Annotated in this window: 9 protein-coding genes and 1 rRNA gene; 9 read left to right on the top strand and 1 reads right to left on the bottom strand. The window is 46.5% G+C overall.

The window, feature by feature from the left end:
- The first annotated feature begins 14 nt into the window (after positions 1-14).
- The 8 genes from galU (at position 15) to ligA (ending at position 10,514) form a co-directional block, all read left to right on the top strand.
- Positions 15-893 (top strand): UTP--glucose-1-phosphate uridylyltransferase GalU, encoded by an 879-nt coding sequence (gene galU / locus BUA17_RS10445; RefSeq protein WP_063568272.1) that lies wholly within the window; start codon positions 15-17, stop codon positions 891-893.
- A gap of 183 nt (positions 894-1,076) precedes the next feature.
- Entirely contained in the window at positions 1,077-1,625 is a 549-nt protein-coding gene (gene rfbC / locus BUA17_RS10440; protein WP_072733563.1) for a dTDP-4-dehydrorhamnose 3,5-epimerase, read from the top strand.
- A gap of 55 nt (positions 1,626-1,680) precedes the next feature.
- On the top strand, positions 1,681-2,706 hold the full coding sequence (gene rfbB, locus BUA17_RS10435; RefSeq protein WP_072733562.1) for a dTDP-glucose 4,6-dehydratase: 1,026 nt from the start codon (positions 1,681-1,683) through the stop codon (positions 2,704-2,706).
- Positions 2,703-3,584 (top strand): dTDP-4-dehydrorhamnose reductase, encoded by an 882-nt coding sequence (gene rfbD / locus BUA17_RS10430; protein WP_072733561.1) that lies wholly within the window; start codon positions 2,703-2,705, stop codon positions 3,582-3,584. The genes rfbB and rfbD overlap by 4 nt, the downstream gene beginning before the upstream one ends.
- A 190-nt stretch (positions 3,585-3,774) precedes the next feature.
- On the top strand, positions 3,775-4,650 hold the full coding sequence (locus tag BUA17_RS10425) for a phosphatidylinositol-specific phospholipase C/glycerophosphodiester phosphodiesterase family protein (protein WP_072733560.1): 876 nt from the start codon (positions 3,775-3,777) through the stop codon (positions 4,648-4,650).
- A 279-nt stretch (positions 4,651-4,929) separates the two neighbouring features.
- Positions 4,930-5,625, top strand: a complete 696-nt coding sequence (locus tag BUA17_RS10420; protein ID WP_072733559.1) for a heptaprenylglyceryl phosphate synthase — start codon at positions 4,930-4,932, stop codon at positions 5,623-5,625.
- 428 nt (positions 5,626-6,053) lie between these two features.
- The gene (gene pcrA / locus BUA17_RS10415) at positions 6,054-8,414 is read left to right on the top strand and encodes a DNA helicase PcrA (protein ID WP_072733558.1); all 2,361 of its coding nucleotides are present in this window, start codon (positions 6,054-6,056) and stop codon (positions 8,412-8,414) included.
- 81 nt (positions 8,415-8,495) lie between these two features.
- Complete coding sequence (gene ligA, locus BUA17_RS10410) at positions 8,496-10,514, top strand: NAD-dependent DNA ligase LigA (protein WP_072733557.1); 2,019 nt, start codon at positions 8,496-8,498, stop codon at positions 10,512-10,514.
- Positions 10,515-10,666: 152 nt separating this feature from the next.
- Here the strand turns inward: ligA and BUA17_RS10405 are convergent, their stop codons facing one another.
- Positions 10,667-12,019: a molybdopterin-dependent oxidoreductase gene (locus tag BUA17_RS10405; RefSeq protein ID WP_072733556.1), complete on the bottom strand. Its 1,353-nt coding sequence runs from the start codon at positions 12,017-12,019 to the stop codon at positions 10,667-10,669.
- A gap of 746 nt (positions 12,020-12,765) precedes the next feature.
- Here BUA17_RS10405 and BUA17_RS10400 point away from each other — a divergent pair.
- Positions 12,766-13,094: ribosomal RNA gene (locus BUA17_RS10400) — 16S ribosomal RNA — on the top strand; the annotation flags it as partial.

Raw genomic sequence — 13,094 nt, 5'->3', positions numbered from 1 at the left:
GGAGCGGATCTAGCGTGCGTATTCGCAAAGCAATCATTCCAGCGGCCGGGCTCGGTACCCGGTTTCTGCCTGCCACGAAGGCGATGCCCAAGGAGATGTTGCCAATCGTTGACAAACCGACGATCCAGTACATTATTGAAGAAGCTGTAGCTTCAGGCATTGAGGATATCATTATCGTAACAGGTAAAGGTAAACGGGCCATCGAGGATCATTTTGACTATTCATTCGAATTGGAACAGAATCTGGCTGGTAAACAGAAGTGGGATCTGCTGAATGAAGTTCGCAAACCCTCCGAGATGGCAGACATCCATTATATCCGTCAAAAGGAACCAAAGGGTCTTGGGCACGCCATCTGGTGTGCCCGCAAGTTTATCGGAAACGAACCATTTGCCGTGCTACTGGGGGATGACATCGTGGAATCCAATCATCCTTGTCTTCAGCAGATGATCGAAGTTTATGATGAATTGCAATCTCCGATCGTAGGTGTGCAGCCTGTTGATTGGAGCGAAGTGTCACGTTACGGGATTGTGGACGGGGAATTGGTATCTCGCACCGAAGATCGTGTGTACCGTGCGCGTCGTTTGATCGAGAAACCGAAGACGGAAGAATCACCTTCCAATTTGGCGATTATGGGACGTTATATTCTGACGCCGGATATCTTCGATATTCTTGGTCAGCAGTCTGCTGGCGTGGGCGGAGAAATCCAGTTAACGGATGCCTTGTCCCGTCTGAATGACCAACGACAGATTCTCGCCTATCATTTTGACGGTCTGCGTCATGATGTTGGGGAGAAGCTTGGTTTTATTGAAACCACGATTCATTATGCCCTTCAGCGCCCGGATTTGCGGGAGGATTTGTTGAAGTATCTGGAGCATATAGTACAGAACAAATAGAGAAATCGCTATGATCAAGCCCAGCCGAAAGTAAAACACCGGCTGGGTTTTAATTATTTTATGGAACAACGTATTGAAATATCATGATTTAACCAGGCCAATGAACGATCACTTGCCCGATGCTTTACATATACATAGATTAATATGAAGAAATGCTGTTAATAGCAATAACGGAGGGATAACATGAAGGTGATTCCGCTGTTTATGGATGGCGCAGCTATATTGGAACCTAAGGTTTATGGCGATCATCGGGGATATTTCATGGAAAGTTATAATGAGCGTGTTCTGTATGAAAATGGTATACATCATGTGTTTGTTCAGGACAATCAATCCCTGTCCGCCGAAGCTGGAGTTCTTCGCGGACTTCATTACCAGCTTCAGCCCAGAGCACAGACCAAGTTGGTCAGAGTAATATCCGGAGCCATCTATGATGTTATTGTAGATATTCGTACGACTTCACCAACCTTTGGACAGTGGAAAAGTGTCATTCTTAGTGAGTATAATCAGCGGCAGTTGCTTGTCCCCCAAGGTTTCGCTCATGGATTCTGTACACTGGTGCCACATACACAGGTGACATACAAGGTGGATGCATACTATTCGCCTGAACATGACCGGGGTATTTTGTGGAACGATCCAGCGCTCGGAATTGATTGGCCTGTGTCGGATCCCATTCTCTCCGAGAAAGATCAGAAGCACCCTTTACTTGAAGGGGCGGAACTGAATTTTGGCTAACTAAAACAAGCTTCTCGGATCGAACAGTATCTGGGGGCAGAAGGAGAGAGATAACATGAAACTGCTCGTTACTGGAGGGGCTGGATTTATTGGCAGCAACTTTGTGATGTATATGCTTCGTGAGCATCCTGATTATGAAATTGTTAACGTGGATTCCTTAACGTATGCGGGCAACCTTGAGAATTTGCAATCCGTAGAATCGAATTCTCAATATACGTTTATCCGAGCGGATATCACTGACGTTCAGCAAATGGAACAAATTATATCCCAAGGGATCGATGTAATCGTCAATTTTGCGGCTGAGTCTCATGTGGATCGCAGCATTCTGTCCCCCGATATTTTTGTGCGTACCAATGTACTCGGAACTCAGGTGTTGCTGGATGCGGCGAAAAAATATCAAGTTACCAAATATGTTCAGGTGTCTACGGATGAAGTATATGGCTCACTTGGTCCAACAGGTTTGTTTACAGAAGAGACACCATTGATGCCGAACAGTCCATACTCTGCCAGTAAAGCGGGTGGGGATTTGCTTGTCAGAGCGTATCATGAAACCTTTGGTTTGCCTGTAAACATTACACGTTGTTCGAACAATTATGGACCTTTCCAATTTCCAGAGAAACTTATACCGCTTATTATATCTCGTGCATTAAATGATGAGGCTATTCCTGTCTATGGCGATGGGCTTAATATTCGTGATTGGCTCTATGTAGAAGATCACTGTAGTGCTATCGACCTGGTCATTCATAATGGCAAGATTGGAGAGGTATATAACATCGGGGGAAATAATGAACGTACCAATATATATATTGTTGAAAAGATTCTAGAACAACTAGGCAAACCTGCAAGTTTGATTCAATATGTACAGGATCGACTAGGCCACGACCGACGTTATGGGATTGACCCGACCAAATTGCATACTGAGCTTGGCTGGAAGCCCGTGCACAATTTTGAGACAGGGATCAAGGAAACCATCCAGTGGTATCTGAATCATCAGGAATGGTGGACACGAATTCAATCAGGTACGTATCAAGATTATGTAAAACTTCAGTATGGTGATCGAATGGGTGATCCTACAAAATGAAGTATAGAGTAATGGTGACGGGGGCTGCGGGACAGCTCGGATACGATGTTGTAAAGATATTTCGAGCTGGTGGTCATGATGTCATGGCCTGTGACAGGGACCAATTGGACATTACCGATCAACAGCAATGCAGAGAAACCATTAACGCTTTCCAGCCTCACATCATCGTTCATTGTGCTGCCTATACAGCCGTTGATAAGGCCGAGACAGATGAGGATATGGCGTACACAGTCAATGTAACAGGCACTAGAAATATAGCCGTTGCTGCAGAGAAAGTGAAAGCCAAACTGATTTATATTAGTACCGACTACGTATTTGATGGCACGGCAACGAGGCCTTATCAGGAATTTGATTTGACGAATCCGCAGACCGTGTATGGCAAGTCAAAGCTTGCCGGAGAGAGACTGGTCGAGAGTCTCTGCACGCGATGGTTTATTATACGAACATCATGGGTGTTTGGAGTACACGGCAGTAATTTTGTCAAAACCATGTTGGAACTTCTGGAGAAGCGTCCCCGACTTCAGGTCGTTCATGATCAACAAGGGTCGCCCACATATACTGTGGATTTAGCCAGACTCGTGAGTGAACTTTCATTAACTGAGAAATATGGTATCTACCATGCCTCTAATTCTGGAATGTGCACCTGGTATGAATTTGCACAGGCCATTGCAGAAGAAGCATCCAAGCAATCCGGATTCAAACTGAGTGCTGTTCTCGAGCCTTGTACCACCGGGCAATTCCCACGTCCTGCTCCTCGACCTCAATATTCCGTAATGGATCATCTCGCTATTCGTACAAACGGTCTGCCACCCATGAGAGCTTGGCGCGAAGCTTTGATCGCATTTCTGAATGAATTGAGTGTGCAACAAACCGAATAGATGGTGCTTCTTATCCATCCGAAATACTGCATCCCTAGATTTAACAGCCGCCTTCGGGCGGCTTTTTGTTTTACACCTCTCCAATCAGGGTAGTTAGCTATCAAAAAGGAAAAACCGCACATGCTTCGTCATATCATCTTATTCGTACTCTTTTTCTTCCCTACCACCCTGATAAGGATGTGAACGCCATATGAAACGAATTGCCGCCGTCATTACACTACTCATCGTAACCGTGGGCACACTCTTTTTTGCCTATGACAGTCAGAGCGAGGAGCAGCACGATGGGTTTACGGCCTATCGACTGATTGCTCATGCCATGGGCAGTATCCGTGAACAGCCTTACACCAACGCCTATGAGGCGATGATTGCCAATTATGAGAAGGGCACACGCGTGTTTGAGATTGACTTTATGCTGACCTCGGACCGCAAAGCAGTAGCCAGACATGAATGGACCGCCAACATGAGCAAAATGCTGGGACAGGACGAGGAGTTACCCGAAGACAAACAGGCTGGAGCATTGACACATGATGAATTTATGAATACCCCTATTCTGGGCATGTACCAACCGATGGATGCCGACGGCATTATGGATGTATTAGCCAAGTACCCGGATATGTATATCGTGACCGATACCAAAGAACAGAAGGACGAGGATATTCAGCAGGTGCTAAAATCACTCGTGGACGCAGCCAAGAAACATGACCCTTCAATTCTTAATCGGGTTGTAGTACAGATCTATAACGAGCCGATGCTCGAAACCGTGAAAGAAATCTACGCGTTTCCTTCTATTATTTATACCCTTTATGCTACGCAGGATACTGAAGCTCAGGTGGTTGATTTTGTACAAAAGAATGACATCGATGCCGTAACCATGCCGGAATATAAAGTAAACCAGAATTTCGTGGCCAAGCTGAAGCAGGCAGGAGCCGTCACCTACGTTCATACCATTAATGACACCGATCAGGTAGCAAACTATGAGAAATGGGGCGTGTACGGCGTGTATTCGGATGTATTAACCGAGCAGGAACTGGATGAGATGAACACACGTTTTGCCTGGAAACCTTGAGTATAAAATTATGATTCAGAGGTTGCGGTATTCCTACTTGAGACTTTGGATCCAACTCTACTCAAGATATTGATGTTCGAAGTGGCAGCAGGCGCTGGCTTAAATTCTGTAGCATCACATCCCTGCCATCTAAAATTACAGGCTTCTCCTGCAATTCCAGGGAAAAGTCTGTGATTTTTTGTTCCCCTTTTTATACGAACATTGACACTCACTCCCTGCTGACTTAGACTTAGTTTACAAGCTTTTTAGGATGCAGAAGAACCTCTGGAGGAATGTTCGTTGATAGACATGATTAAGCAGTGGAGACATGTATTTAAGCTAGACCCGGACCGGGAAATAACGGATGAAGCACTTGACCTGATCTGCATGTCGGGTACCGATGCCATTATTGTTGGTGGGTCTTCGGGAATTACCTATGACAACACGGTTGACCTGATGTCCAGAGTACGTCGCTACGAGCTGCCCTGCGTGCTAGAAGTATCCGAGCTGGAGGCAGTTGTGCCTGGTTTTGACGGATATCTAATTCCGATGGTGCTGAATGCAACGGATAGCAAATGGATGATCGGACAGCACCAGCAAGCCATCGAGCGTTACGGTTACCTGATCCCATGGGATCTGCTTATTGCAGAAGGTTATATTGTCCTTAATGCCGACTCCACTGTTGCCCGAATGACGGGAGCGGATACGGAATTAACGACGGATGCTGCGGTTGCTTACGCCCAGGCTGCGGAACGTCTGCTAAACCTGCCTATCGTATATATGGAGTACAGCGGAACGTTTGGAGATATGGAGCTGGTTGGAGAGACACACAGACAACTCACCAAGGCGCATCTTATCTACGGCGGCGGGATTGATAGTCCGGAGAAAGCTAGACAAGCTGCACAGGTAGCAGACACCGTTGTGGTTGGAAACATTGTGTACAGTGATTTGCACAAGGCGTTGGAGACGGTCCAAGCTGTGAAACAATCCGTTTAATCGGTTTAGTTTACCATTCCCCCAATTTCCCCTCCTGATCTGTTAAAATAGAACTTCGGCTTTGCTAAATAGAACAAGTTACATGAGCGCAATGTCGTTTACACAAGAACGTAGACTGCAATGGAGAAGCGGAGCGTTCTCACTTTTTCAACAACTGAAAGAACTGAAAGATAGTAATTGCAGTTCAATTGTAATTTCAACTACTCTTAAAAATAAGCTAAACTAAATTTTTACACGAGAACGAAGAGGACAGAAATAAGCTGGAGAAACGAAGTGCTCGCATTTATTACCGGATTTTCACTTTGAAAAAAGTAGATCAAAAAATCCGGGAATAACGGCGATCGGAAGATTATTCTGTCATCGTAGTGACGAGTGTAACCCTTAGTACTACTTATATCGATTTCAACCAATGAAAGGAGCATGCATGCATGCAACCTGTAAATATACATGATGCCGTAGCACGGCTTAACACCCCCCAACGGCAAGCCGTCGAGGCGACGGATGGACCGCTGTTGATTATGGCTGGAGCGGGCAGTGGCAAGACCCGTGTTCTAACACACCGGATTGCCTATCTTATTGCAACGCGAAAAGCACCCCCTTGGGGTATTTTGGCTATTACGTTTACGAACAAAGCGGCACGCGAGATGCAAGACCGGGTATCCCAACTGGTTGGCAGCTCTCAGGGTCGTGACATCTGGGTATCAACGTTTCACTCCATGTGTGTGCGTATTCTGCGCCGTGACATTGAACGCATCGGCTTCACCTCCAATTTCAGCATTTTGGATTCATCTGACCAATTATCTGTCATTCGTAGTTGTATGAAAGACCAGAACATCGACACCAAGAAATTTGAGCCAAAAGCCGTTCAATCGATGATGAGTACCGCGAAGAATGAATTGATCAGTCCGGAGCAATATGAGAAACAGGCTGCTGACTATTTTGAAGGCATTGTGGCGAAAGTGTATAAGATGTACCAAAAACGGCTCAGAGCCAACAACTCGCTCGATTTTGATGATCTCATCATGGCGACTATTCAACTTTTCAAAGAGGTACCGGAAGTTCTCGACTTTTACCAAAAGAAATTCCAGTACATTCACGTGGATGAGTACCAGGATACCAACCGTGCGCAGTACATGCTTTGCCGTATGCTTGCTGATAGTCATCACCGCATTTGCGTCGTAGGGGATAGTGACCAATCGATCTATCGCTGGCGTGGAGCGGATATCAGCAACATCCTGAATTTTGAGAAAGACTACCCTGAAGCCAATACGATTTTGCTCGAGCAAAACTATCGTTCCACTTCGAATATCCTGAATGCAGCGAATGAGGTAATCGGCCTGAATACTGGGCGCAAACCGAAGAAACTGTGGACGGACAAAGAGGGTGGCTCAAAGATCAAGGTGTACCGTGCGGATTCCGAACATGATGAGGGGTATTTTGTAACCTCCGAGATTAGTAAAAATGTGAAGAACGGCAAATCCTATCAGAACCATGCCATTTTGTACCGTACCAACGCCCAGTCCCGGGTTATAGAGGAAATTCTGATTAAGTCTGATATTCCGTATCAGATCGTTGGCGGCATCAAGTTCTATGATCGTAAAGAGATCAAGGACATTCTGGCGTATCTGCGCCTGCTGTCGAACCCCGATGATGACATCAGCCTTACCCGGATTATTAATGTACCAAAACGCAGCATTGGTGATACAACGGTAGCGAAGCTGGCAGCTGCAGCAGGAGAACGGGGGATTTCAATATACCGTGTGCTTCAGGTTGTGGACGATCTCGGTTTTGCCGGTCGAACGCGGAATGCGCTGGTGGAGTTCTATGATATGATCGCCGCGCTGCATCAGATGGTAGAATATCTGTCTGTGACCGAACTGACCGAGAAGATTCTCGAGATGAGTCAGTACCGACTAGAGATGCAAAATGAAAATACGCTCGAATCCCGCGCGCGGTTGGAGAACATTGATGAGTTCCTGTCCGTTACGATGGAATTCGAGAAAAATAATGAAGACAAAACGCTCGTTTCATTCCTCACCGATCTCGCACTGATTGCAGATATCGACAGTATGAACGATGATGAAGAGGATCAGAGTGACGCAGTTACCCTGATGACGATGCACAGTGCCAAAGGTCTGGAATTCCCTGTCGTCTTTATCGTTGGTATGGAGGAAGGAGTTTTCCCACACAGCCGGGCCTTTATGGATAACGAGGAGCTGGAGGAAGAACGCAGACTGGCTTATGTGGGCATTACGCGTGCGGAAGAACAACTCTTCCTGTCTTGCGCGCAAATGCGGACCTTGTTCGGACGCACAACGGCGAACCCGCCATCACGCTTCCTAGATGAAATTCCGGATGAGCTAAAAGAAGATACCTCCATCGCTCGTGACCGCTACCGTCGTGGTAGCAGCGCAGGTGGATCATATGGTGGCCGTGGACTTGGTGCCAGTGGAGGGAGTAACTTTGGTGGAGCAAGCAAGTTGTTTGATCGTCAGAGCCAAAGTGGTTCTTCCGCTTCGTCAGTTACTTCCTCACGGGTTACCATGAGTACGTCGTCCAGCACATCCAGCACGCCTGCCCCGTCGTCAGCATCTAAACCGGTCGCTGCCGGAGCTGGTTCTGATGGTTTCAAAGCCGGAGATAAAGTACAACACGGCAAATGGGGAACAGGTACCATTGTTGGGGTGAAAGGCACAGGTAATGACACAGAGCTTCAGATCGCATTCCCGGCCCCGGTTGGCCTAAAACGTCTGCTTGCAGGCTTTGCCCCGATCACCAAAGTAGAATAGATGTTCATGAACGAACTTAGAGCTTGCTCTAACGTTCGTTCTACATAGATCCAAATTATAATAACGGAGGGATGGCCCTGTATGGACCCGATGCACCGGATGGAGCAACTCGTTACCGAGCTGAACCAGCATAATTATCAGTACTACACGATGGATCAGCCGCAGATCAGTGATAAGGAGTATGATCTTCTGTACGATGAACTGGTTACGCTGGAACAGGAGAGTGGCATGGTTTTGCCTGATTCTCCGACACAGCGTGTGGGTGGTGAACTGCTCAAAGGGTTTACACCTCATCGCCATTTATCCTCATTGTGGAGCTTGGACAAAGCCCAGAATATAGAGCAGCTGCGAAACTGGAATACTCGTGTGCTCAAGCTGGTCAATGACTTCAACACCAAAAATCCAGACAATCCGTTGCCCGAACCTGGCTATGTGATTGAACTGAAGTTTGACGGTTTGACCCTGAATCTAACGTACACAAACGGTGAGTTGGTTCAAGCCTCTACGCGTGGAAACGGAACCGTAGGCGAGGGCATTTTGGCTCAGGTTAGAACGATTAAGTCGGTTCCCCTCAAAATCCCTTATACAGGCGGCACCATTGAAGTCCAGGGTGAAGGCATCATGAACCTGTCTGTATTGAATCGTTATAATGAAACAGCAGCAGAGCCGCTCAAAAATGCCCGGAATGCCGCAGCAGGAGCACTGCGCAACCTGAACCCGAAGACTACCGCAGAGCGGCGGTTGAACGCGTATTTCTATAATGTAGGTTATTCGGATGATATTCAGTTTGCCAACCATCAGGAGATGATGGATTTTCTCCGTGAGAATCGATTCAAAGTCAATCCATCTATTACATATTTCCATGAGTTTGATGATGTGATGGAGCAATTGGCTGCGATACAAGAAAGTCGTGGTCAACTGGACTACCTGATCGATGGAGCTGTTATTAAAATCACAGACATGCGCACCCGTGAGGCATTGGGTTATACGGATAAATTCCCTCGTTGGGCGGTAGCGTACAAGTTCGAGGCGGAAGAGACCACGACCGTTCTGAACTCTGTTGTCTGGAATGTGGGCCGTACCGGCAAAGTGACTCCACTTGCTCGAGTTGAACCGGTTGAGCTAGCTGGGGTAACGGTACAGAACTGTACATTGAATAACGTGGGTGACATTGAGAGGAAAAATTTGAAGTTTGCCTTGGGTACACGTGTCTTTATCCGTCGTTCCAATGATGTCATTCCTGAGATCCTGGGTAAAGTGACTGAAGAGAGTGATGGCGAGGAAATCGTGTTCCCTGAGCAATGTCCGGCATGTGGATTCCCGCTGGAACAGCGTGGAGCGCATTTGTTCTGTAACAACAAGCTGGCGTGCAAACCGCAGACGGTGGCCCGGATTTCTCATTTTGCTTCCCGTGATGCTATGGACATTGAGACATTCAGCGAGAAAACGGCGATTCAGCTGTACGATGAATTGAACGTGCGTGAGCCTGCTGACCTGTATACATTGCAATTCGATGATTTGGTGAAGCTGGAGCGGTTTGGTGAAAAGAAAGCGAACAACCTTATTGCTGCACTGGAGCAGAGCAAGGATCGTGACCTCGCTTCGTTCCTATATTCACTGGGTATTCCGAATACAGGTAAATCAACTACACGTATGCTGGCTGATCATTACCGCGACCTGCATGCCATTATGAATGCAACGGCAGAGGAACTCGTTGAACTACCTGATGTAGGTGGTATTGTAGCTGAGAGCATTGTGACTTTCTTTGCAGACCCGTTTACAAAGGCAGCTATCGAGAAGATGCTGAATTTAGGCGTGAAAGCTCAGGCGCCTGAGGCACCAGCAGCGATTGTGGAAGATTCCTTCTTCAGTGGCAAAACGGTCGTGCTGACCGGAACGCTGCATCAACTTACGCGGGAAGAGGCAACGCAACGACTCGAAGCACTTGGAGCGAAGGTAACGGGTAGTGTCTCCAAAAAGACAGACCTCGTTATTGCCGGAGAGAAGGCAGGTTCTAAACTGACCAAAGCTCATGATCTCGGCATTCCTACCATTGAGGATGAGGACGAACTTGTACGTCTTTTAAATCAAGAGGGATAGATTCTGAATGTGGAGTAGGCTTTGATTAAATCGGAGCGTAACTCGAATAAGGTATAGATAACTTAAAGACCCCTGTACCACGAATAAGTGGAACGGGGGTCTTTTGTTTGCACATTTATTTAAACTCAACTGTATATCGGCAGTAACTCAAATCAGGAACGCGCCTGAGAAGCACCAGTAAGCCATGCATCCTTGTCATAACCTCGTTCTTCCCAGTAGCCGATATGTTCGCTGTCAATCAGTTCAATACGATTCAGCCACTTGACAGACTTATAGGCATACATCTGGGGAATGACCAAGCGTACCGGACCGCCCAAATCTGCCGGGATCGGTTTGCCGTCATGCATGACAGCTACCATAATATCATCCATCTGTGCCTGATCCATCGTTATCGCATCCGTATATACACCGTCCCCGGAGTAGAACTTGACGCTGTGCGCTTCGGGTTTTACGCCTGCTTGGGTCAAAAGTTGCTTAAGAGATATTCCCTCCCAAGTATTCTTATATACAGACCAGCCTGTAACGCAGTGAAAGTCGCTGACCTGAACGGTACGTGCAAGTTTCACGAACTGCTCCCAGTTCCATACCTGTGCCCGTTCAACAAGCCCATCAATCCGGAATGACCAGTTTGCATTGGAAAAGGAAGGTATCGGTGTAACCGTGTATACGCGAAAATGACCTTCAGCTCCGCCTCCGACGGGCGGTGAGGAAGCTGGCAGCGCTTGTGGCAAAGGCACCATGTGATTGGGGTCGTTCTCCAGCATGCTATCAATACTATTGTCTAGTTTGAGGTTTCGTCCAACCCATGATATAAAAGTAGGCCCCAAAGTCACAGCTAGGCCCACGCCTACAGCAGAACGAATAAATGCCCGCCGTGTATACACGGGTTGAGGTTTCTCTGGTTGATGGAGAGGACTCTCCTTAATGGTACGTATAGATTCGGTAGAAACTACCGCTGCTGGCGTTGTATATTCATCAGGAGCATCAGTTGAATGCACCCTATTTCTACCCTCTGCTACAACTGTCGTTGCTTTTACTGCACGGCGTGCAGGATCTTTTAACCATCTCGTTCGTGTAATGGAGTGGTAGATGATATAAGGCAGGCCCACCCAAGTCAGCAAATCATGAACCAGAAGCGCGGCATTCGACCATCTCGGCCCAGCGAGCTTGAACTGCCATAACACTATACCTGATAACAGCCACCCTACCAGCAGTGCAAGAACAACGATTGTATTTGCTCTCTGCCATGGCCTATTGCGAAGTTGTTTCCAGTGCTTTCCGGCCAAAAGTAAGTAATACACCACAGGTGCTAGCATAGCTAGACCGACGACAATATGTAGCCACTTTAACCATACGCGTCCAATCCCGAGTAACTCACGCCAGAAACCACCGACCAACATAAGACCTGATACCGCGAGGATGACAACAATCCAGGCATTCCAGGCATGAATGGAAACGAGCTTTTTACCATAACCCTTTCGAATGTTCTTCAGCCATTGCTTCATATGCTTTCACCCCATATAGGTTATTCATCAGAACATCCTCGATATAAATGAAGCCGATTGTGATTAGAGAGCGGTTCTGAATTTAGTATTATTGTGTACTGTGTCAGTGATTACTTGAACGGGAGTATCATATTCATTCCTTATTCTATATTATATATACCTTATTATAGAGCGTTTTGGATCACTTGTATCAAAAGGTGAAGGGAAACACTTCTAATATAAAAGTATCCTCTAATTGGTTATCTAATACTATTGGTTCAAAAGTAGATGTACCCTTTCTGTTTTAAGTAAATAGAATTCATTTTTCAGTAACTCGAAGTATCTGTATGTAAATAGAGTTGATCCATCCGGATTCATATAATCTGTCGATTGATGTAGTTGAGAGTTTCGTTAGATAGCGGGAGTTGTGGATTATAAATCATTTATATAAAGGTTATTAAAAAGTGCTTGCTAAATAAATTAGATCATGATATATTATTTCTTGTCGCCTCAAGCGAATGATTGTCGAAACGCTTTGAACGCTGACGAAAAAAAGAGTTGACAGTTAGTTAGTCGACATGATAAGATAAGATTCCTGTCCGGTTGACAAGCATTAACACAAACGGACAACAAGTTCCTTGAAAACTGAACAAATGGATAGTAACTTTTGATTCATAATGAATCGTCAGTTTCAAAATGAGCTTATCGCTCTTTTCAATACCACCGATGATTTTCATAGCGTCTAACCACGCTGCTGAAATTCATCTTTATTGGAGAGTTTGATCCTGGCTCAGGACGAACGCTGGCGGCATGCCTAATACATGCAAGTCGAGCGGACTTGAAGAGAAGCTTGCTTCTCTGATGGTTAGCGGCGGACGGGTGAGTAACACGTAGGCAACCTGCCCTCAAGTTTGGGACAACTACCGGAAACGGTAGCTAATACCGAATAGTTGTTTTCTTCTCCTGAAGAGAACTGGAAAGACGGAGCAATCTGTCACTTGGGGATGGGCCTGCGGCGCATTAGCTAGTTGGTGGGGTAACGGCTCACCAAGGCGACGATGCGTAGCCGACCTGAGAGGGTGATCGGCCACACTGG

This window comes from Paenibacillus sp. ov031 (genome assembly GCF_900143165.1).
Classification (GTDB): Bacteria; Bacillota; Bacilli; order Paenibacillales; family Paenibacillaceae; genus Paenibacillus; species Paenibacillus marchantiae.
Note: the sequence above shows the minus strand (reverse complement) of the source record. Positions and strands in the feature narration are given on the sequence as shown.

What these genes read in the sequence shown, in the direction of transcription:
- rfbC (WP_072733563.1), top strand. Translation starts at nt 1,077, where the DNA reads ATGAAGGTGATTCCGCTGTTTATGGATGGCGCAGCTATATTGGAACCT.
- rfbB (WP_072733562.1), top strand. Translation starts at nt 1,681, where the DNA reads ATGAAACTGCTCGTTACTGGAGGGGCTGGATTTATTGGCAGCAACTTT.
- rfbD (WP_072733561.1), top strand. Translation starts at nt 2,703, where the DNA reads ATGAAGTATAGAGTAATGGTGACGGGGGCTGCGGGACAGCTCGGATAC.
- BUA17_RS10425 (WP_072733560.1), top strand. Translation starts at nt 3,775, where the DNA reads ATGAAACGAATTGCCGCCGTCATTACACTACTCATCGTAACCGTGGGC.
- pcrA (WP_072733558.1), top strand. Translation starts at nt 6,054, where the DNA reads ATGCAACCTGTAAATATACATGATGCCGTAGCACGGCTTAACACCCCC.
- ligA (WP_072733557.1), top strand. Translation starts at nt 8,496, where the DNA reads ATGGACCCGATGCACCGGATGGAGCAACTCGTTACCGAGCTGAACCAG.
- BUA17_RS10405 (WP_072733556.1), bottom strand. Translation starts at nt 12,019, where the DNA reads ATGAAGCAATGGCTGAAGAACATTCGAAAGGGTTATGGTAAAAAGCTC.